The sequence below is a fragment of the Candidatus Neomarinimicrobiota bacterium genome, assembly GCA_016784545.1.
Classification (GTDB): domain Bacteria; phylum Fidelibacterota; class UBA8477; order UBA8477; family JABMPR01; genus JABMPR01.
On the sequence record JADHUM010000039.1, the window covers coordinates 1 to 23,282 of the forward strand.

Sequence of the window (23,282 nt, forward strand, 5' to 3'; positions counted from 1 at the left end):
ACCCGTTCGCCAGTTTAATAAAATTCCGAAGAATTCGTTCTCCTTAGACTTGCATGTGTTAAGCACGCCGCCAGCGTTCGTCCTGAGCCAGGATCAAACTCTCCATTGTAGTTTGTTTATGACTCTATTTCATTTTACTTTTTTTTAACTCATTGTAATTGTCGGTATCGTCAAATGAGATACCTCATATTGACCTAGACCGTGCATACCCAATTTTCAAATATCAAGGAGAATAATCTGCGTTCTCCGCTCTCATATCAGAAAGCTCGCAAATATACTTGGGTACCTATGTCTCAGCAATACTAAAATTCAACTTTTCTTAAAAAAATTGAGGCTTTTTTACTGCCTGATACCCGTCTCCTGTCATAAAGCGGCGCGATAATAATCTGGTTACCACCTCTTCACAACAATTATTTGTAATTTACCTCAAAAATATCACTAATACTTTTCCCTCCACATCTAACGACCCCTGAATACACACCTTCCCGTGTAACATAACATGCTGTATTTATTAGATATAAATCGATCATTTCCAGGTTTTCATCGTGAATAACCCTATTCCCAAAAACGTCATATAGTCATTCCGCCCCAGTTTGCGTCTAATTTTCAATGTGAATTGACCCCAGGGGGTGGCGAGGAAATGTGAAAAAATATTCACCTCCATAATAAATTGGATTCAGTTTCTCGACCCGACCCCACCCCTGCTCACTACTCCACTACCAGGTGAACCCAAATAGAGGTGGAAGCATGAGTTCTGAAACCAAAAAGGGAGCCTGAATTCAGGCTCCCTTTTAATGTTGGTTGTGTCCTTCTTCCAAGGCAATAGGTGGAACTACTTCAGAAGGGTCATCTTTCGAACGAGATTGCCATTCTGAGTGCTTAGACGATAGAAATAGACTCCAGCATCAGCAGGCCTTCCCTGGCGCTCTCCATCCCATACAACGCGATAACTGCCTGTGGTCATCGGAGCAGAAACCAATTCCGTCACGACTCTCCCCCGGATATCCAGGATCTCCAGGGTAACCTGTGTAGCTTCACCAATATCGAAGGCAATTGATGTGTTGGGATTAAATGGGTTGGGATAATTTTCATATAACTTATGACTTGTTGGGAAGATACGCTGCTCGTCAACACCAACTACTGTGAGCTGCACACCCGTCCGGTGCAAATTCCCGCGATGGGTTGGCCAATAGCTTGCAGTTTCCCCATTACTGGATATATCCATAACCAGTAGGTTATCATCTGCACCAACTATGATTTCCAGATCGCTATCACCATCCAGATCGGCTACCGTTGGACTACCCTGTATATTACCAGTATTCTCAACTGGGAACCCACCAATATTTGATCCATCCAGATTTAACCCATACAGAAAACGATCGTTTGAGCCGATAAATACTTCAGCGATACCATCGTCGTTGATATCTGCAAGTGCAGGCGAACTATAAATTGCTCCTCCTGTACCCACAGGCCAGCCTTCCAGAAAAGTGCCGGTGTGATCGACAGCATATACGAGTCGATCCAGGCCACCTACAAAGATTTCAAAATCGCCATCGCCATCCATATCAGCAATGGCGGGATCAGCCTGAATATCCTGGGAAGAGCTGCTCACATACCACAATTCATTTCCACTGGCATCGTATGCGTGGAGCTTGTTGTCATTGCTCCCAAATATGATCTCTAAAGAACCATCGGGGCTGCCATCCAGATTGGCCAACAGGGGAGCTGACCGGACATGACCGGAAAGAACTGCTGGGAAACCTGTAGCCTCAGTGCCATCTAAATTAATGGCATGCAAACGGTCACCCCAGGTGGCGACTACTATGTTTACGTTTCCGTCAGCATTGATATCACCAATGGCAGCACCCACCGTCATGTTACCATCAAGGGTCATGGGGAAGTTTGCCAGCATGGTACCATCATGGTGCATGACTGCCAGTTCATCGTTGGTGGAAACGCTGACAATTTCAAGATCTCCATCACCATCAAAGTCATACAAACTTGCAGGTGCGAGAATAAAGCCAGGGGCCACATGGATGGATTCGACGGTACCATCATGCTGAACGACATACAGATTGCGATCCAGGCCACCGACGACCACTTCCAGATCACCATCATTGTCAATATCTCCAACTGCAGGCGTAGCCTCAGCCAGATAATTAAGCATCACTGGAAATCCAGCGATTTCGTTTCCATCTGCACCAACTGCATGGAGGAGGCTGTCATATGCGCAATAAATGATTTCATTGCTTCCAACGCCCATCGAATCCAAAACACCATCAAGATCCACTACAGCATTGCCACCCTTGATAATACTTGATGCAATTGGGAAATTCGGCTGCCAGATACTCACATCAATGGTAAATTCTAATGTTACTGTGTAGGGATTGTCGGAGCCATCATCGGTGGTAACAATAAGTTCCAAAGGCAACAGCCCTGAAGGAGAATCTTCAGCAACGGAAAAACCATAACGATCAATGATATTCACACCGATGTTACCATTGTTTATATCTCCATAACTCCCTGTGCTATCAGTAATCATTACATGTTCGGAATTACTACGAAGTACCGCTGTCACACCCAATGCATCAAGCCATCCAGCACTATTGAACAGATTTATTCGCATCAATGCAGATTCACCAGGTGAAAGCAGGCCATCTCCATTATCATTGGTCAACTGCAGGCTATATGAGTTATAGGACAATTGGGGGTAGCTAAGACGGGCAATAGAATTAAAGATATTGACCCGACCCGTTCCCAATTGGCCAGCAAAATTTGGATTTATATGATCAATGGAGTCTGTGCTTGAGAGAATATTTTCAACCAGCCAATCATTTGAGGCTTCGGGGTGAGTCGCCTTTAATAACCCAAAACAAGAAGCAACCAGGGGTGATGCCATGGAAGTACCATCCCAGGACTGGTATGAGCCAGCGGTTGTATATACAGTACTTCGAATGTTTTCACCGGGAGCACTGATGTTAATACCTGAAAAATAACCAAATTGTCCTGGAGTGCCTGCCTCTACACCATAGTTGGCCCAGCCAAAATTATCTGAACTGCCCAATGCAGTTACTGAAACCACCTTGTCATAACCAGAAGGGTAATGAGGGGTATCAGATGGTGTTCCATTATCATTACCATTTCCAGCCGCTGCAACAGTGACCGCACCATAGGTATCATATACCAAGTTGGCGACAGCCTGATCAGAGCTGCTATATCCTGATCCTCCCCAGGATAAATTTATGATATCGGCACCGGCTTTGGCCGCATAGAGTATTCCAGTTGATCCACCTGAAATACCTCCTGTGCTTTCGTCATAAAGAACTTTGACACACATGAGAGCACCATTGTAAACCGTACTGGCAATACCCATTCCATTATCCGTATTTGCTGCGAGGATTCCCCCCACATGAGTACCATGCATTTTATTGCCTGAATCAGCTGGTCCGGTAAATGTGCCCATGGGATCATTATCGGGATCATTACCACTTGTTGTACCTGCGACATCCCAGCCAAATAAATCATCTATATAGCTTGTTGAGTTGTTATCCCAGTCATCAGCATCGAGACCATCCATAAAGGGAGAGGTAGCATGTAGAGCATCCTGAAGATTGGTGGTACCATTGCCATCATAGTCTGTGACATAGGCACCAACTTCTTCTGGAGTAACCACACCATCTGAATTGGAATCTACGGCACTAAAAATATCTGCAGGAACTTCAGCCTGATTGATCCAGATTCGATCCTTTAAGTCTGGATGGGTATACTGCACGCCAGTATCAACACTGGCCAATACAATCGACCGATCCCCTGGCAGATCACCACCGGCTATGTCAAACAAATCCCAGGCCTCTGGTGCTTGAATTTTTGGGAGATACCACTGGTTGCCATAATGTGAATCATTGGGAGTGTAGAGGGGACGATAAATCACTTCTTTTTCAGCAAACAGGATACTGGGGTCAGTCGTGAAGTTTGCAATCGTCTGTTCAAGATCGCTGCGTCCGGGAACCACGCGTAGTTGATAGATGTTTGAAAGGATGATATCACCATCCATATCATCAGGTGTGGAGCCGGGAAGATACTTCTCCATAACTACAATTTCTCTCAGGGATAATAGTTTATCCAGGCTTGAAATTCCAGTCACAGGGACACCACTTCTAAGATCTATCTTTTCAACCGTTACATCTGGTTGCAAACAGATAAGGAAACGATCGCCATAATAGGCTGATTTTTCAGGGGACGCTGCATAGGCCAACGATGCCATGAGAAGTAAACTAATAAGTATATGTTTTTTCATGCTTTTCCTTATCCCCCATTAAACAAAACGAGCTGAATTCCTTTGTTCGGATCTCCAGCTCGTTCAGTTTTCAGCTACCTTAAACTATTTGAGCAAAATCATCTTTCTTGTGAGATGTACATTGCCTGTATTCAAAGTATAAATATAAATACCTGAGCTCATATGAGATCCGTCAATATTGAGTCTATATGAACCGGCGCTCTGGTGTTCTTGTACCAGAACATCCACTTCCTTACCACTAAGATCATATACCTTTATCTCAACATTCCCTGATTCAGGAAGTGTATAGGCAATCTCGGTAGAGGGATTGAAAGGATTGGGATAGTTCTGCTCCAGGCTGTAGGCAGTGGGTAGAACTCCGCTATTGAAATCCTCAATTCCTACCAGGACAAAGGCTGTATCCACATCGATCCTGAACATCAAATTATATTCAAGACCCAATGTTGACATATTGTCCCAGGTGATGCTGCCATCACCTTCAGTAAGACCGTAGTAAGAGTTGCCACTGTATCCACCATCAGTATCAGCACCAACTGAAGCAGCTCCAGGCAATTCTTTAAGACCGAAATAGACGGAACCACCGGTAATCCAGAGTGAATCACTGGTCAAATCCATGACATTCCAACCTGGTACAGGGAAACTCCAGCCATAACGACCCATCTCAGCGAGAGGTGTTCCATTGGGACCATTGTCATCCCAAACCAGAGCAATAAATGGACTGGCTTCTGTATCATGGATATTCACCTTCACGCGTTTGATCAGGGTTGGATATCCTGCAGGTGTGAATTTCACAGCCTGGTAGTTTCCAGCACCAATATTAAATCCAACTTCGGCAGTATCATCATCATAGGCAATTTCAATTACTGTCTGAGATTCAGGCATGGCTGTCACTTCATCAGACAGGGGTCCTTCCATGCCATCAGAAATTGCAGAAACAGCATAATAGTAGCTCACGCCGTTGACTGCAGTTTCATCAGTATAGAATGCCACATTGAGGGGGGCAGCATTTATAGGTGAGCCATAAGCTCCACCAGCTGTCCGACGATATACATTGTATGTGAATCCACCTTCTGAGGTTGTTACACCACTTGCATAGAGGGCATAATTTCCGTCCATCCCAGTCCCAGTGAGAGATAGCATGGTACCTTCTGGATGCCATCCATAAGCTTCACCAGCATATTCACTATCTGAATCAAGGGCTACATAAGGAGCTGTCGTATCTGTATAAGCCCATCCAACATAAAATCCACCGGATACACTGACATTTGCTGCGCTGAGGTCATAGTCCAACAGAACATCCATGGCAGAGGCCGTTACCGGCTCACTCTCATAGATAATTTGTGATGCACCATTCCAGACGGTCACAATAATTGGCAAAATGGATCCTGGATTTGCAGTATTTCCACTGCTCAAAATGTATGAAAAGGTATGGAGAGTTGTGGTCTGGGCAGCGTTGTAATGTGCAGCCCATGCAGAACCAACAACTTGACCACCAACCCAGGGTACAGAACCCGTGATAAAAGATTCCATGCTCTCATCACCCCAGGCAAAAGTAACTTCCTGTGATTCATTTAGATCAGCCCAGGTCACTGCTACTTGTGAATCTCCAGCTTCGGCGGCTAAACCCGCGGGCACAGGCAGAGATCCAACAAAGGCGAGGTGCCATAAATCGCCAGCAATTGGCACATTGGAGGCTGCGACCCAACCTTCGCTGGTTTCACCATCATTGGTGAGCACACCAGCAATATCAATGTTGTCAATAATCCAACCAAACAGGGTAGGGTCATCAGAGGTGTTATAGCCAGGATCCGAAGAAAAGGCAAAACGAATCATGACTTCAAGGTTTTGGTAACTTGCTGGAATCGTAATACCAACGGATTCAAAACCACCAGAAGAACCACCCCAGCCAGGAACACCGGGACCTTCACCAAATTCAGAACCAAAACTATACAGTGATTGTGAATTGTAGGCAGGTGAAGCATCAGTCAAGACTTCCCAGGTGCTTCCACCATCTGATGAAATTCTTACATTCATACCATCCCAGCCATCATAGGGGGATGTTGCACCAGCTGGATCCTCAACATTTCTATTCTGGCGAAAAGTAATGGCATTGACTTGATCAGCAGGTAAGGTCACTGGAGGTGAATCTAAAACTTGATACCAATGGTCATCATATCCACCAGAATTGCCAATATCTGGGTCATTCATAGCCCAGGATTGACCGGAATATGCACCCACGGTCGTCTGATGCCAATGAGCAGGTTCCGCAGTACCATCAACAGAGACCCAACCCGTTAGATCTCCATCCTCAAAGTCGGCAAAGAAAACAGACGCACCATCAACATCGACGCTTACGTCATCCAGAAAAATTCCCTCACCACTGGCAGCATCTGCATCTGTCTGCATGTACCAGCGGATCTGGATATCACCACCTGCATAATCATTCAGGAGTCCATCAACAGTATAACTCTGTACAAAACTACTCCAGTCGCCAGGAGCATCCGTATAGACATAATTGCTGCCATCAGGGTCACCATAAGGATTGGAAATAGCATACCAGCTTGAGCCACCATTGGGACTGACCTCACAACCCCAATAATCAACATCTGGGAATTCATTGGGATCAGTAAAGTTTCCACGGATAAAAAAGTCAAAAAATACAGTACTACCTGCAGGCAATGTGATGACTGGAGAATACATATAATTCAACATATTGGAAATAAGGGTCAGCTCTTCATTTTGACAGGCCAGGGCATAATCACCATTTCTGAGATCTCTCAGCATACCTGCTTCACGCTCTTGATTCTCACTATATGCATCCTGATGGGTACCCTTAATCATTAACTGCTTATTCGTATGATTGAGTCCTTCAATGGAACCAGCAAAGGCTGACCAGGCTACTAGTGTGATCATTAAAACTTTTAATAGCGATTTCATCTTTTTTCCTTTTTTTTCTATATCAGTAATTCTCAATAATCCCTGAAATTTCTGCTAAAAACCAAATCCAACAGATACCTGCTGAACCATGCCTAATATACCATAATTTGAATATGAGTAGTCAAATAACAATTTCGTCCCGTACAGATTATAATTTAAGCCTGCACCAATGGAAAAACGTCTCAAGGAGTATTTATCTGAGCCATAATAACTATCCCAACTTGACGAGGTAAATTCAGCAGTTTTCACTGGAAGTCCATCTTCAAAGTCTTCATCGGCATCACGTACCCCATTGTCATTCCAATCGATATAGGGTTCTCCCAGATCATATTCACCATTGAATACATAATCGAATTCCTCGTATTCAACAGGCCATTCATATTTCAACTTGTAACCACCCCTGAGAAAGAGCATGTCATCATAACTGTACTCAAAGCCAATGGCACCCCTTAGAATAGCATCAAAAGGATCGTTGGCATCAACAAGGAGGCTTAAACGGTGAACTGGCGTGGGAAACCAGGGACTTTTGCCACCCAGGACGTCCATACGCAGTCCCGCCCTGAAAACCAGAGGCAGAGGCCATTCCTCAGTCAGGAGTCGCGTGGTAACCACGGGACTACTTTGAAGATCATCATTCACATCAAGTGGTTGATTTAAATCGGGACCATCGAATCGACTTCCAACACCAAAGTTTTGAATGGACATACCCAAGATCATCCCATAGATACCGAGATCAAAATTGGAACCCACATCAAAGGCAAAAGTGCTGGCAGATTCTCGATAAATGGTCTCACGAATCATTTTCGCCGAAACACCTACAGAGAGTCTATCTGTCAAGCGACGCGCAAAGGCCATTCCCAAGGCAAGACCTGTAGCCTGGAATTGTTCTCCAGTGCCATCAGGGTAATCGAGGGTGGTGACTTCCATATCACCAGAATTCATGTATTGGGCAACAAGACCCAGGGTATTGCCGCCTCCAATAGGTATGGTGAAACCCAAGTAACTATTGGTGATGCCAGCGTAGAGCTCGTTATTGCTCATATAGAGTTCAGGACCCATGGTGGTAGTAATTCCAGCAGGATTCCAGGCCATAGCCTGTGGTCCGTGGGCCAGTGCAGTGTAGGCACCTCCCAGAGCAGCCCCAGCAGCGCCATATTCCAATTTTAGGAATTGGCCAATTGAAGTCGCTACCTTGGAGAAATCATCACCTGGATAGACTGTATTCAACGAGTCTTGTCTGGAGTCCTGGGCTTGTACCAGGTTGGGGATCAGCAACATGAAAATGAGTAACAGCATGATTGAGTTTTTCATTTTTGTAGTCCTGGCAGGAGCGTATAAAACAGTTGAATTCATCATCATACCCTCCTTATCTGATCACGGCAAATTTGCCGACTTGTTTTTCGTGGTTAGGCGTCTCGACGACATAGACATATAAACCTGGTGCTACTTCCTGTCGATTCATGGATCTGAGGTTCCATTCTTCCTGACCTGAGAAAATATCATCGTGCAAGATGGTGTAGACCAGCTCCCCGGTAAGCGTGAATATCTTTATTACACACTCATCGGGCAGGTGTGTGAAATGCAAACTCTTGTGATTCACATCCGTTTCCCAGTCCGCAGTTACAATGTATGGATTTGGAACGACCATGACCCTTTGCAGGATTTCCTGAGTCACATCACTCATTTCAGTAACCGTCTGAGCGCGAAAGGTGAACATATCCCCATCTTCATAAGGTTTATCGATTCTCAAATGAGTCACATCACCTGTCTCGGCATGCCTGATGGTTGGATTGCCAGAGAAGGTCCGAGTTGTATCCCAATTGAAATTGAGAAACCAGGTTTGAGTATTGAAGGCTAGGGTATCATAGCCCTCGACAAATTTTTCTATAAAGGATATTTTTTCATTCGATCTGAATGATGGATAATTTGGATCAGGAGAGGTACCTGGAATTCCTGCGCCAAAGACGAAGAGTTTTACCTCGCGGTAAGGATCCAATTCATTATTGCTATTGATGTCTTCACCCACATCAAGAAGACCATTATTGTTCAGATCTTCAGTGAAGCTGGTGTTGACAATTCTAAATGGCAAATCGGTACCAGGAACAAAAACCATATCATCATTTGGATTTTCCCAATCCCAGCGAATTTCGTAATCACAGGCAAACTCGTGGGCATTTGAACCCATGCGAATAGTGTACTGTGGCGCTTCATCACTGCCCTTGTTCTGCCAGTATAGTGTATCTACTGCAGGTATGGGCATATTTTCCAGATAGAACTGGAACCCGCCCCAGACTTCAGAAAACATGGTTGATGTACCCACTTCCCAGTCTGTGAGAACCGTATCCCCTGAGGCACTATCTACAACTGTATAGGTTGGATTCAGATGATAGTAAGGGTTATTGCAATTTGCTGTGAAACACTCAGGTTCAGCATTAATCGTAATGAAGTAAGTGTTGGTATTCACCTCTACTTCACCAGGATTGGTGGGTATGACTTCGACCTCTCCAGTACCAACCGTCCATGGTGCCAATTCAAGCCCCCATGATTCAGGTGCATTGGAGGGTCGTGCATCTGGGGTGACACTCACAAATTGTGGCAGGAACGGGCTGTTTCCCCTGAAGTTTTCAAGAGATTCAAGTGGATCCCATTCACCCGTTGGATTCGTATAAGAATTCTGGAGTGTATCCATACCAATATCATAGGCAACTACGGAGTATGAGTAAGTAACACCATTGATGACATCATCGTCTACATAACGATGTTCCAGCCCAGTATTCTCCCCAAGATTAAACCAGGGTGCGACTGGATCGGGACCGGCATATTCCAGGCCATAGCGATCTTCGTCTTCTTCAGCTGTCAAATCAAATTGCGCCAGAGGCTTCCAGCCCACAGCCTGACCATCTGTATTATAGATAACATCATTGTGAGGGTTACCCCAGCTGGACCCACCATCGGTGGATCTATAAATTTTGTAGCCTTCGAAATCCTGTATTCCAGTTACAATATCTGTTGAAGTTTCAGCTTTGGAATCCCAGTACAGCGTCACTCTGCCATCATCTGCCACAGCAGAAACTGTGGGAGCATCGGGAGGTGAGAATCCCTGATATTTCAAATCGTACATGATTTGAGCCATCTCTGCGTTCTTGGCAAGATCTGGAGGGGTTTCAAAGGTTTCAGTGTCGTTTGGTGGATCACCCATTATCACAGCAAATGAAAAATAGGTGGTATCCCCTGCTGCCAGATCAAAGGGACCAGCAGACATGATGAATACGCAATCCAGTCCTTCTTCGCCATCTTCGTTGCTGATTTCCAACAACCCTTCCAGGGAATCGAAGTGAGGATTGAGCGTTCCATCAATACTTGGGTGAAAATACCAGTCGCTATAAGAACTATTCAAAGGATTGGGTGTATTGCCAGCAATTCCGCGCCACTCCCAATCTCTATAATTGCGATTTTCAATGCTGACATAAGAAGTATCACCTGCCATAAGGGCAAACATAATGTTTTCCTTATCCAGAGCACCTGGGCAGCCACCAGCACCTGCGTAGCCATCCGAACAGCTTGAACCGCCACCCTCATCCTTTAACACACCAGGACGCTTGTACCAATCAAACCAGTGCCAATCTGTGAGACCCAGTGACTGACCCTGTTGAATATCAATTGATCCATCACCGTTTATATCAAGATCCTTTGATGCCAGGGGTGTATCCAGAAGTTTGAGAGCTGAGTATGCAAGATTGGTTGCTGAGGTGCTACGGTCATCCCAATCCCAGATAAAAGCCATATCATAGGTGGTATCAAAGGCCATCATATCATCATCATTGGTACGACCTGTATATTGGCCATTCTCAAGACGTGAATATGAATCCACATCAAAATAGAAGCCACCATAAGCACCTTGATAATCGAATCCATGTACATCAGGGTCGCCAATAAAATTACGATCCATTAATTCGTAGGTGACAGTGCCATCATCTTCAGTTGTCGGGACCCAAACCACATCGGCGATAGCATCACCATTGGTATCCATGGGGAAACCTTTGTATGATTCATTGACAATTTCTACTGTAAAAAAGGCGATGTCCTCGGCATAGGATCGGCCATAGGAGTGGGCATTCACAGTGACATGCATACCCATGGCATAACCCTGGGTCATATCTTCATCGCGGGAAGCCAACCTATCATCAAATTCCATATAGATATCCTGGTCACCAATATGTCGACCAACGATTTCCTGACCCTTGGTGGGACCCTCAGTCGCTACGGCCCAATCACCTGGCCATGTTCTTTCTTCCTGACCCGTATCATCGTTGATACGCATTGGCCATGTGTCTGGGATATCACTTGAGGCCAATAAGGGATAGGGATCACCACTATCGGTGTAGATACCACCATAAATTTCACCTGCTAACACATCACCACTATGAAGGTATCCATAATGAGACGCAACAGATTCCCAATCGACCTGTTTTTTATCCTGCACACGATCAAACCATGATTCAGATACGGTTGATCCCCAATACACCAAGGTGTCGGTTGTGTAGTGTTCAAGTTCTGGGATGTAAGGTGGACGTAAGGCCCAGGGAGTTATTGTTCCCGAAGAGTCACGACCAGGAACACCGAGAATAAAAGATACGTCAGATATATACTGATATCCCTTATACAGACCTGAAGGTGAGCTCTTGTCATCAAATTCGATGAAGCTGCCATAGTTATGGGTGGCAAACTGAAGTTCACCCTTGCTCATATAGCCTCGTGCGCGGTTTAGAACCGGGTCGAATGCAGATGTCTTCCCCAAACCGGGAGCTGGCCGAATATTCGGTTCGGCTGCATGGAGCCAGCCTGGATAAATAAGGAGCAAGACAAGCGTTGCAAACAAAGGAGTGATCATTTTTTTCATCATATCACCTAGAAATTCACTTTAACGGTCAGATCAACCTGACGGGGTGCAGAATAATAATACGGTCTATCATAGAAAGTCAGAGAACTGCTTCCGTTCTGGATGGCTCTGGTCGCGTTACGACCAGGGTCTGTAGGACTTCCTGTTTCTTCATATATATCAACAATATTCTCTCGATTTAGGAGATTTCGAATAATGAGACCTGTAGAAAAATTCAATCCAGCATAACGGATGGTTTTCCTGACGGCCATGTTGGTCTCAATAAACCAGGGCATGCGCTCAGAATTTGTGGCACCATTACGATTAAGATTGATATCAAACGGTGTATAGGGTGAACCTGAGATCCCAACCACGGTTACATGGACAGCCATCTTGTTCAACGGATACATTCCCCATAATCGAGGTGAATTTTTCTTGCTGAACTGATAGCCACCTGTCATGGTCAGGTTGTGGGTTCGATCATAGGCCATGAGCACCTCTTTCTTCGGCATGGATTCAGGGGTATCTGAAGATCGATAGCCCTGCCAGGCATCGGCTCGGTTTGCCGTTGCTCGCGACAAGGTGTATTGAATATCTGTTGACCAGGCGCTACCACCCCGTTTGATGAGACGTAAATCCAGACCACGGGCTGATCCATAGTCGTAATTAACCACTACAGCATAACTATAGGGGAAGGCCTGGACACGTTCAGTGGATCCAAGATCAGAATAGTCTTTAGACCAGCCTACAACGCCCAGTTTCCAAAATTCCACAAACTCCCAGTTCAAACCAAACTCATAGGCAGTTACACCCTGAGCCTGCACATGGCTATTCCCTACAATAGGAAGTGCTGTCGTCAAATCATTATCATCATTGAGATAGATATTGCGATAGGTCAAATTCTGGTAATAGCGACCATAGCCAAAAGTAAATGTCGCTTTGTCAGTAATGACGTGAGAAATACTCAAGCGTGGTGACCACAGGACATTCCATTCTGTGGGTACTGACCCAGACGTTTTCTCTCGTGGATCTGCCCACGAACTATCCAGAGAGTTCTGGATATCAAAACGGACACCGGCGTTAATGGTCATCCAGGGATATTCGATCTTGTCCTGAATATAAGCTCCAATCTCAATGGGTGATTTCTCTCCCGTTCCATAGATAAATTCCTCAAAGGCACTTCCTCGCTCAATGGAGTCGGGCAGGCCATAGGTTTCACCATAAGGTGGATTTAGCCAGGGCAATTGAGTTTCATCAAAGGTAATAAGATGTCGTTTCAGATCTACCCCACTCCGGAGCTGGTGGTGCTTATTGATGCGGCTGGTGATATCAAACTTGATTTCATCGGTGACACTCTTGGTGTGATGGCGGTAGCGATCAGCTCCACCTGAACCATACTCATAAAACATGATATAGTACAATGAATCCCGCAAGGCGGCAAACTCAGATGCACTCATACCTGCTGGTGAAGAGAATGCTTCGTAAGTTGAATCAGGATAGTACATGTACTGGAAGGGTGTGTACTGACCTTCGGCAAGATGCTCCTGTAAATCATCACCAAGATGCCAGGTATTGATGTTTCCATCTTTATCAGAATATTCCAGAGAATCCAGGGGATCAATAAGATTACCATTTGAGAGTCTCCTGGAAGAAATCAAGGTTCCACTGGAATTGAAATTTTCCTCGAGGAAAATATTTTCGATTTTAATGCGGTCATAAGGTCCGATTGCAATTTGCTCACCGTGATTTACAACAATATGCAATCTGGTCGAGTCATAGCTCGCTCCACCAACATGTTGTGGACCGCGCCAGTAGTATGTAATCATGGTTCGCAGGCAACCTGGTCCCCAGGACTCGAAATACATAATTCTGTCTTCATCATTGGCAATGGAAACACCAGGACCATATTTCTGATCATTCTCATAGGGAATATCACAATCTCCCCGATAGTCAACTCCGTTGTGGAGACCACGTGCTTCTGTGCCAATTTTATATTCTACCCAGTCTGGATAGCCATCGCCGTCCATATCACCATCCTCAACATCAATTTCCATCTCCTGAGTAAAACGAGATGCACTCAGTGTGTAATATGTTTTTTCGTTAAGTTGGTGACGAAATTCCAGATGAAATCTTTCTGAGAACTTGTGATTCACATTCTTATTCTCTTCATAGAATTGATTCCAGGGGCCAAAGGTCTTGAATTTTGAATCTACAATCCAATGTGAAAAGTTCAGGAATTTGTATGAGTCAATCTTCCAGTGCAGCTTGGTAAAGACATCATAGGTTCTATCATACCCAAATGATCTCCAACCAGCATAACGGTCTAACCAATGCACCTGATTGGCCTGGTTAATTCTATTACCTGGATCCCCTTCCAAATACACTTTGTCATCAAACTTATAAACAGCATAGGAGCTGTTGGAGTAATCAGCAGCAATGTGAAAAGTAAGGTTGCTCATCCCGGGGATGACTGGGCCGGAAAAAGATCCGGCAAATTCTTTATAGTCTCTTAGTCTATCCTGTTCTGAACTGAGGGGCCCGAGGTTACTGCCCTTCCATTCGAAGGTTCCTTCATAATGGTCGCCGCCAGTGGCTGTGATAATGTTCACGATTTGAGACATGGCATCGCCATATTCAGCATTGAAGACACCGGTTTGAGAAATCAGATCCTGGACGGCATGGGTACCAAGTCTTGTACCGCGGCCGAAACCTCCACCGTAAATGGGATTTTCAATGTACATACCGTCGATGGTATAGCCAATCTCACCAGAACGGCCCCCACGCACGTGGATTTGCTCAATCCCACGATCAGCAAAACCAGGAATGCCATTTTCAGAACTTTTAATCTGAATAACACCACTCTGGAGGGTGAGCATCTCAGTTAAATCACGAGCAGGTAAATTTTGAATTTCTTCAGCCGTACGCACCAGTTTTTTCACAGTCACATCTTTTTCAACCAGGGGACGCTCCGCGACAACGGTAACTTCCTCACCGGCAATGACTTCTTCATCAAGAGAAACATTGAGGGGGGTTGTCTGATCCATAACCACACCCACTTCGCTATAGGTCACTTTTGCATATCCGATCATCCAAACCTGAACGCTATGGACACCTACCGGTACATTTTGAATATAAAATTCACCTTCGAAGTCAGTAGAACCTCCCAGACCCAATGCCGAAATCATCACCTGGGCACCTATGATGGGTTCACCGGTACGGTTGTCTGTTATTCGTCCTGAGATGGTTCCTACAGTAGCGGACCAGGCCATGGTAACACTTAACAAAACCAGACTGAATTTTAACAAAGCACTTCTCATGAAATCTCCCTGCAGCATTGACGCTATCTTGACATGCATTTTATTGGCTCAGCATGATAGAGCCAGAAAACAAAAAGAGGTCAGCTAAGAAGTGACCTCATCTTTATGGGGGTAAAGGGATGTTTTGATTTGATTAAAACATCCCTTCACACGCTCAGATGACCTCTTTATCAATTCGTACTATTATTTAATCAGCAACATCTTTTTAACATCCTGAAACCCCTGTGATTTCAGCGTATAAAAGTATGCACCACTTGCCAGATTTTTGCCGGCAAATGTGACCTGATGATTTCCAGCAGTCAGGAAGCCCTGTTGCAGGGTTTCTACTGCACGACCAGTGATATCATAAACTGTCATCTCAACCAGCCCTGATGTGGGGATACTGAATTCAATAGTCGTTGAAGGATTGAAGGGGTTCGGAAAGTTTTCTTTCAACTCAAAGTTGACAGGCCGAGCTGCTTCATTATCCACTGAGACTGGACCCAATCTAGTTTTCAGAAAGTATAATTTGTTTAAATAACCAGCAAAGGTTTCATCATCAGGAACAGTCTGTTGATTATAATCAGGCATCTGATACATGATATAGACTTCACCATCCACACCAAATCTGTTCATGTGCGGGTAAACTTCATCCATGTCAGGATCAAAGGTAAGTGTCTGGTTGGCAGGATCACTCCAGGTGGCACCATTGTCCTCAGAGTAACTGGCCATGACATCATAATAGGAGTAAAATGATTCGCCAATTGAGACGGTGTCAGACACTGTGTAGAACGCCATATAAAGTCTATCCTCGATGTTGAGATCGGTCGCCATGGTCACGCCATTAGCCTGCCAGCCACCATCTCCATATATCTGCCAACCCAACTGCATGCTGGCGATGAACCCGATGCTTACATCAATTTCTCCTTCTGAAAGTGCAAATGCAGATTCATCAGCATGGAAATGATAGATACCATTTTGTTCTGACCAATAGGGATACACACCATCTGGATCAGAAGGGAGCACAGGAGCGATGACATGGAGACCACCATTTTCGTCTGTGGTAACTTCAGTATCATACCCGATGAAAGGAGTCCAACCTTCTTCAAGATGAGCCCAGCCACCTTCACCATCATCAATACTGTCAGGGAAGACATCCCAGAAATAATCATTTAAGGTGTTGTCGCCGATATAGTACCAATCACTCCAGCTTGCGCCAAAGTCATTGGTTTTTTTGACAAATAGCGTATGGTTACCGATGGTGGTTTCGTCATTCCAGAATGAGGTCAAGGCAAAGTAGCCCACACCGTCATCGTTAATATCCAGATTCCCATTGGATGTGTAATTGCTTCCGGCCTCAAACAGGAAGTCTAAAGAATTCTCTACGATAAGGTTTGGAGCATCCATTGGCAAGGCAGTTCCCTGCCAGGGTCCGTTGGATTGTCCACGGAAATGTACACGATCACGATTACCTGTCCAATCTGAGGCAATCACATTTAAAACATAGTTTCCATCTGCATCCACATTTTGAGTTGGAACCACAACCCAGGTACTATTAGAAAGAGGGGTATTGTGGACATCCACACCAGGAAACCAGAATCCACCACCATAGCCAAATAGATCAAACGTGTAGTAAGCGCGACCACCAAGATCACCATCACTTCCGGGGTTACCACCACCATTCTCATTCCAGAGAACAACGGGATAATTTTCGGATGCAAGTGCAGACGGATAACGACCGGCATTGGCAAGTCCAAAATTCAAATTGGAATAAGTAGTCCAGGTTTCACCGGCATCTTCAGATGCAGCCATTCCAATGGAGCCAGAGGCTGTACCGTCAGTGTATTGACGATAGCCCATGATAATTTTGTTATGATCAAAAGGATTTACTGATATGGGGTTGGTCTCAGAGGCAACCATACCATAGCCATTTTGAGAAGAGTCGACGAGGACAGAGTTGCCCTCGCGCAGCCCTGTTGTAGCACCTGCCTGACCTGGAGTAAGGGTAAGTTCTTTACCCTGGGGTTCACCCATCTTTGTAAAAGCTGCTGATACTACTTCATCAGGTCGGTGCAATTTTGCACCAAATAATCCAATGGAAAATGCACCTATCAGGACTATTGTAACTAACGTTCTCATGTTGCTTCCTTTCACTTACATCTCACTTATTTCACATTCATCGCATCGACTGCCATCATAATTTCCCCCCCTCCCTATTGCAAGATCAATTCGGGGAAGAAACAATTACAAAATTAGCACAGGATACCGGGTTTAACCAAATACCATTTGCGTAACAACTACTGCAGCAATAATCCCAGCCAGGTCAGCTAAAAGTGCTGCCGGAAGGGCATGTCGGGTTTTCTTGACCCCTACTGAGCCAAAATATACGGCCAGGATATAGAAGGTGGTTTCTGTAGACCCTTCCATAACTGCTGCCATACGGGCGGGTAATGAATCTGGTCCATAGGTATTGATTAATTCAGAGACAATACCAATAGCTCCACTCCCACTTAAGGGACGCATCAGCGCCATGGGAATGACTTCGCCTGGCATCCCAATCCAGGAGGTCAGGGGGCTGAGCAGACCAGTGAGCAGATCCAGGGCACCTGAGGCCCTGAAGGCACCGATAGCAACCAGGATAGCCACCAGAAATGGAATGATTCGGACAGCCACAGTGAAGCCTTCCTTGGCTCCTTCAGTAAAGACCTCATAAACTTTGACTTTCTTATACCAGCCATGTCCGACAATGGCTAAAATCAGAAGTGGGATGGCGATGGCTGATACGCCATTAATTACGCCTTGAAACATATCAGACCTCCTCCCCTTCCCCCGTAGACGTCAGCGCATCTGCTGGACATTCGGGCATTTGATATTTGGGAAGTTTCTGCAAGAGCTTGATGGCAATAATGGCCACGGTTGTGGATACACCAGTAGCCAGAATTACTGGACCAATAATTTCAGCTGGATTGGACGCATTGGCGGCAGCCCGAATGCCAATGACCGTTGCTGGTATAAATGTCACGGAAGAGGTGTTCAGGGCCATAAAGGTCGCCATGGCATTGGTAGCCGTATCTTTGACCTTGTTCAGTTTCTGTAACTCCTGCATGGCTTTGAGTCCCAGAGGTGTGGCTGCATTTCCAAGCCCCAGCATGTTGGCTGCAATATTCATGACCATGGCACCCATGGCGGGGTGATCTGGTGGCACATCTGGAAATAGTCTCACCATAACGGGACGGACTGCACGTGCGAATAACTTGACCAGTCCGGACTCTTCAGCAATTTTCATGAGACCGAGCCACAGGGCCATGATACCGATGAGTCCCATGGCAAGATTGACTGAAGCTTTGGCAGAATTAAATAGCCCTTTTGTGAGATCAGTTAAAGGGACAAAGCTGGGGTTCATAATCAGCCCTTCAGCGCTGCTATAATCCAATCCCAGGCATTGAAACCCGGCTACCAGAATGCCACCGGCCATGAGCACGATCCAGATGGTATTAATCATTTTTACTTCCTTTATGGGACTTTGAAAGTTTCGACTCAGCTTTTTTCATATACTTATCCATCATCTTTGTGCGACGCAGACGAAAAATGATGGCAAAAATCATAATGCCAATTGCATAACCAATTGCAGCGGCCAGTGACATGTTTATCTCCTAATGGGGCTTAAACTAATTGAATCAGGGATGAATAAAATCAGTTAATCAATCCTGGGGAAAAAAGGTGTTGGGAGTCGTCTGGAATAGGAGTCCCAGTTTGAAAAGGATAGACTTCTTATTCGGGTTGAAGGATGGCCAGTTTCAGGATTCTATTTCCCAGATCAGGGACCTCGATGTGAACGATGTAAATTCCACTGGCCACAGCTCTGTGGTGCTCATTAAGCAGATCCCAGTTTTCATAAGAACCAGGGTTGTGATCAATGCGTTTGACCAGCTGACCACCCAGGGTGTAGACCCGAATGATACATTCCTGCTCAGGCAGGTTGCTGAAGGTCACATAGGGCCCAGATGCAGTGGTTTGATCTGCGTGATAGCCAAAGTAGGGATTGGGGAATACCTGGATGAGATCGAGGGCGTCTTCGTTGTAGGTGACTCCTGCCACATCAGTGCTCCAGTGAAAGGCATCTACTGCGGCATCTATGGGGTTCACAAAGTGTAGGGTGAGAAGGTCACCCACTGAAAATCGGGATTCATCATTGAACTGCCAGGCCCACCCTGAATTTGGGTTATCCCCAAAGGCTTGTAATTCATTTGAATGAGTCGAATAATCCTGGAAAAAGACAATCACCCAATCCAGATCCAACGAATTTTCCCAGTCTATGCGACTGGTATCCTGAATACCACCACTCTTGTTATTGTCCTTGATACCCAGACAGAGTTGAATATTCCTTTCAGTATCCCACACCTCAAACGGTACTGTGATCAGCGTGTCATTAGCTCGCCTCTGGTACCGCGTGGCTTTCTGACCAGTCTCGGTAAAGCGGATTTCAAGGTCTGATTGGAGGGCATTGACATCTTCAGACCCTCCCCCCACATTGGGAATATCTGCAATACGATCTCCATTGATAGCCCCAAAGTTACTGGCGAAGCCCTGTATATATACATCGTGGGTGCCTTCGTGATAAAGTATGTAATAGGTGCCATCGGCACGTTCTTCTATTCTGAAATAATCCCAATACCAGGGTGACCCTATGAGCGTATCGAGATGGACCAGGTGGCCGCCCACCTCATCAAAGAATAAGGAATCAACTGCCCCTGGTGCGACTGCCTTTAAGGTGAGACTATCTATGGTCGTACCTTCAAGATTTATAGTCTGCTGCCAGCCCCTATTCAGTCTAGGTCGAGAAAAAGACATATCATCAATTGATAATTCGAAACCATCCAGATATAGATCTGCCCCTCGATAAGATTGAGAAGTGAACCAGTCAAGACCATGCCAGTCGCTTTGAAGGGCTGTATCCTCAAAGGAAACAGCTCGTCGTGTCACATACCAGCGGGCCTTGGCCTGGGTTGAGTCGTATTCAAAGCCAAGTTTATAGTTGAGCCCGGTCAACTGACCTGGATCAAGCACATCCACCGTCACATCCACGTCTGCATTACCTACTTGCTCCACTTCAAGGGTATCTCTGACCCCTGCCATCTCATAGGTCTCATGGGGTCGAATGCTGAAAATACGTTTACTGCTCTCGATAGATTTTGGGAGCCTTTCCTCATGATATGCATAGGCCGAGAGGGCAAAATGATAGAGCTTATTATTCGTGAGGGGGGCATCCTCATTCAAGGCATCTTCAGTGATGGACAACAAATGGGTTAGACCCGTATCATCTCCAAACTGTACCAGTTCGTTGCTGATAAATCCTAAATCATCCATCTGTGGTTCCACAATACGACCAACTCCGTTAACCAAATCAAAGGTGTGAAGTCTGGTCCATGGACCGTTGGCACTTGGTCCCTGAAAAACATTGTAGCCCTCGAAACGGTATCCATAACTATTGGTAGATTCGTAGGCTTCTGCACCTGCATACCAGTTAAGGACGATTTCCTGATCATTAGCACTAGTATTTACCATTGGTGGATCAAGTCGTGGGGTTTTGAAGCCAAATTCAAAGTCTGAACGTACCTTGCCAGTGGCATACTTCAAGCTGGTAATGGCATCCAAGTGGTCTACCCCGCTGACTATGATGAGAGCCGCATGAATGACCTGCACACCTGGTTCACCAAAATCAGCGAACCCATTCTGATTAAGATCATCCCAGGGTTCCATGGTAAAAGGTCCGCTACTCATCAACGCCCGCTTGTCACTGGGGGTATATTGACTCATAGCAGTCCACTCATCACCATTCACCGGGTCTCCAGACAAATGAAAAGGTGTCACGCTACCGCTTGGATCAGTAAAGGCAGCCCCATCAGAGCCGAGTCCCTGCATATAGAAATAGGCTATAACTGCGTTCTCAGGATCTTCAAAAGGATACAACCCTTTGAGCATTAATATGAAGGAAGTCATCCCCAAAAAACGTTTATCAGCGAAAACATCTCCATGGGCAATAATGGTATCCCCAAACGATTCAACCATAGGTCCTTGAAGAAAAGTATATCCCACTGCAGGTGGAGTCATGCCATAATCTTGATCGCGGGCATTTCCGTTATAAAAATATCCCAGGGACAAGCTGGTATCGCAGCCACCCTGATCATCAGTGGCATCGCCAAGGTCTACATCGCTCCAATAGGCATAGTAGACACTGTCCAGCCGCTCGCCACCCTTGTTCACCATTTTGATATCGTGAAGCTGTACATTTTCGTAGAGGGGATGTATTGATCGGTTATATACGCTTACCTGCGTTTCCACACCAAGGGGGTCTGTACTCCACAGGTTGTGATGAGTGGCAGCTCCCCAGCCATTCATGACCCACCAGACCTGTTCATCCCCCTTGACCTCGGGAGGATCCTCCCCAGTGACAAATTGACCATCGGGAGAATCATAGATGCCATTTTGGTTAAAGTCCTCATATGGTTCGCCTGAATCTCGAACCCCATTATGATTCTGATCTGTGAAAAGTTCACCGTCATGTGCTGGAGCCCCATCTGAAGCTGGCCAATTGGCATATTCGCGATTATAATTTTCTGATGTAGGGTCTGGGGAATCCCCCTCCCTGATTAAATATATTTGATGATCTGTTGTATTATGGGGAGTATTGCTTGTGGGAAGCCTGGTCTGGGTGTCATAGGGTATGATTCCGGGGGTCCACTCACTTGAAAATTCAGCAGCAGCGCTACGGAGCTCACCATTAACCTGCCCGGTAACCCATATTCCTGAAACAAAAATGGCCGTATTGCCACTACCTGCAGGCCATTCTCCGCCACCATTTCCGGTTGGGACGTGACTTGCCAGGTGTCCATAATTACCCATCCAGCTATTGATATTATTGCCTGTAAATTGGACAAATTCCAGGGTAGCGGGTTTCGTCAGGGTTCTGTGATTGGGATCTTTGGCTAAGCCGAAGGAAACAAGGCAAACCAGGAGAAGTAGGTGTCTGATGATCTTTTCTTCTGAGTACTTCATGATTCCCCCTAATTTCCAATTATGAGTCTAAAATATAGTATTATTAATTACTAATGCAATGGTGGGTCAGGGTGAGCAGACATTAGGCTAGAGGTTGTCCTAAAAGAGTGGCCTTTTTTGGGTATAGGGGTATAAGGGTATAGGGGGTTGATACTTGCATATATGACTGTTATTGATATAGTCGTATATAAAGGGGTTAACCCCCTCCAAATTTTAGCTACAAAGATTTGGCCATTGAGCATGCGGACAAGGCCAAAGTGTTAATTTATTTTTTTTCTCACAACGAACCTGACGAAGATTACGAATCTACATAAGACCATTCGTTCATTTCGGTTACTTCGTTGTAAAAAATGGGAGTTAAGCTTTTAAACTCAAACTGCATCCATACTATAAGGTGATACTGAATAATTTGGCCATTGAGCAGGCGGAGAAGGCTGAAGTGTTAATTTATTTTTACTCTACAACGAATCTATCTACACCCTATGGGTTTCGATAGACAAGTTTGACGAAGATCGCGAAGCTACACAGGACCATTCGTTCTTTTCGTTTTGGATCACCGATCCAGAGGACCCAGAGAGCCTAAAGCTGTGTTCGGTCAGATCAAGGCGAATCATCAGTTCAGGCGCTTCTTCCTCCGTGGTCTTGATAGGGTATCCATCGAGTTCGGGTTGATCGCTATTGCCCATAATCTCATGAAAATATGGCAGAAGATCAGTATGAATATGAATACTGGAGACATCTTTGGGTCTGAGAGACTGCGAAGGATGCCAATTTTCGAAAATTAAGGCTGCCTAGCGGTTCTTTGTAAACAATCTGT

The 23,282-nt window shown here is 45.4% G+C and carries 11 protein-coding genes and 1 rRNA gene; 1 reads left to right on the forward strand and 11 read right to left on the reverse strand.

Annotated features, from left to right (window positions below):
* The 11 genes from ISR87_09890 to ISR87_09940 form a co-directional block, all read right to left on the reverse strand.
* Positions 1–109, reverse strand: a 16S ribosomal RNA gene (locus ISR87_09890); the annotation flags it as partial.
* A gap of 723 nt (positions 110–832) precedes the next feature.
* Positions 833–4,297, reverse strand: coding sequence for a S8 family serine peptidase (locus ISR87_09895; GenBank protein MBL7025757.1), 3,465 nt, complete (start codon positions 4,295–4,297; stop codon positions 833–835).
* Between the two features lie 84 nt (positions 4,298–4,381).
* The gene (locus ISR87_09900; GenBank protein ID MBL7025758.1) at positions 4,382–7,234 is read right to left on the reverse strand and encodes a T9SS type A sorting domain-containing protein; all 2,853 of its coding nucleotides are present in this window, start codon (positions 7,232–7,234) and stop codon (positions 4,382–4,384) included.
* A gap of 54 nt (positions 7,235–7,288) precedes the next feature.
* The gene (locus ISR87_09905; GenBank protein MBL7025759.1) at positions 7,289–8,545 is read right to left on the reverse strand and encodes a PorV/PorQ family protein; all 1,257 of its coding nucleotides are present in this window, start codon (positions 8,543–8,545) and stop codon (positions 7,289–7,291) included.
* Between the two features lie 55 nt (positions 8,546–8,600).
* Positions 8,601–12,137, reverse strand: a complete 3,537-nt coding sequence (locus tag ISR87_09910) for a hypothetical protein (GenBank protein MBL7025760.1) — start codon at positions 12,135–12,137, stop codon at positions 8,601–8,603.
* Positions 12,138–12,142: 5 nt separating this feature from the next.
* The gene (locus ISR87_09915; GenBank protein MBL7025761.1) at positions 12,143–15,430 is read right to left on the reverse strand and encodes a TonB-dependent receptor; all 3,288 of its coding nucleotides are present in this window, start codon (positions 15,428–15,430) and stop codon (positions 12,143–12,145) included.
* Between the two features lie 183 nt (positions 15,431–15,613).
* Positions 15,614–17,548 carry a T9SS type A sorting domain-containing protein gene (locus tag ISR87_09920; protein ID MBL7025762.1) on the reverse strand — a complete coding sequence of 645 codons (1,935 nt, stop codon included), beginning with the start codon at positions 17,546–17,548 and terminating at the stop codon, positions 15,614–15,616.
* A 132-nt stretch (positions 17,549–17,680) separates the two neighbouring features.
* Positions 17,681–18,217 (reverse strand): spore maturation protein, encoded by a 537-nt coding sequence (locus tag ISR87_09925; GenBank protein MBL7025763.1) that lies wholly within the window; start codon positions 18,215–18,217, stop codon positions 17,681–17,683.
* A gap of 1 nt (position 18,218) precedes the next feature.
* Positions 18,219–18,911, reverse strand: a complete 693-nt coding sequence (locus ISR87_09930) for a nucleoside recognition protein (protein ID MBL7025764.1) — start codon at positions 18,909–18,911, stop codon at positions 18,219–18,221.
* Positions 18,904–19,053 carry a hypothetical protein gene (locus ISR87_09935; GenBank protein ID MBL7025765.1) on the reverse strand — a complete coding sequence of 50 codons (150 nt, stop codon included), beginning with the start codon at positions 19,051–19,053 and terminating at the stop codon, positions 18,904–18,906. The genes ISR87_09930 and ISR87_09935 overlap by 8 nt, the downstream gene beginning before the upstream one ends.
* A gap of 127 nt (positions 19,054–19,180) precedes the next feature.
* Complete coding sequence (locus ISR87_09940) at positions 19,181–22,465, reverse strand: T9SS type A sorting domain-containing protein (GenBank protein MBL7025766.1); 3,285 nt, start codon at positions 22,463–22,465, stop codon at positions 19,181–19,183.
* Positions 22,466–23,052: 587 nt separating this feature from the next.
* On the opposite strand from ISR87_09940, the gene ISR87_09945 reads away from it, so the two are divergent.
* Complete coding sequence (locus ISR87_09945) at positions 23,053–23,250, forward strand: transposase (protein ID MBL7025767.1); 198 nt, start codon at positions 23,053–23,055, stop codon at positions 23,248–23,250.
* Positions 23,251–23,282: the final 32 nt, after the last annotated feature.

What these genes read in the sequence shown, in the direction of transcription:
- ISR87_09915 (MBL7025761.1), bottom strand. Translation starts at nt 15,430, where the DNA reads ATGAGAAGTGCTTTGTTAAAATTCAGTCTGGTTTTGTTAAGTGTTACC.
- ISR87_09900 (MBL7025758.1), bottom strand. Translation starts at nt 7,234, where the DNA reads ATGAAATCGCTATTAAAAGTTTTAATGATCACACTAGTAGCCTGGTCA.
- ISR87_09920 (MBL7025762.1), bottom strand. Translation starts at nt 17,548, where the DNA reads ATGAGAACGTTAGTTACAATAGTCCTGATAGGTGCATTTTCCATTGGA.
- ISR87_09895 (MBL7025757.1), bottom strand. Translation starts at nt 4,297, where the DNA reads ATGAAAAAACATATACTTATTAGTTTACTTCTCATGGCATCGTTGGCC.
- ISR87_09905 (MBL7025759.1), bottom strand. Translation starts at nt 8,545, where the DNA reads ATGAAAAACTCAATCATGCTGTTACTCATTTTCATGTTGCTGATCCCC.
- ISR87_09935 (MBL7025765.1), bottom strand. Translation starts at nt 19,053, where the DNA reads ATGTCACTGGCCGCTGCAATTGGTTATGCAATTGGCATTATGATTTTT.
- ISR87_09940 (MBL7025766.1), bottom strand. Translation starts at nt 22,465, where the DNA reads ATGAAGTACTCAGAAGAAAAGATCATCAGACACCTACTTCTCCTGGTT.
- ISR87_09930 (MBL7025764.1), bottom strand. Translation starts at nt 18,911, where the DNA reads ATGATTAATACCATCTGGATCGTGCTCATGGCCGGTGGCATTCTGGTA.
- ISR87_09910 (MBL7025760.1), bottom strand. Translation starts at nt 12,137, where the DNA reads ATGATGAAAAAAATGATCACTCCTTTGTTTGCAACGCTTGTCTTGCTC.
- ISR87_09925 (MBL7025763.1), bottom strand. Translation starts at nt 18,217, where the DNA reads ATGTTTCAAGGCGTAATTAATGGCGTATCAGCCATCGCCATCCCACTT.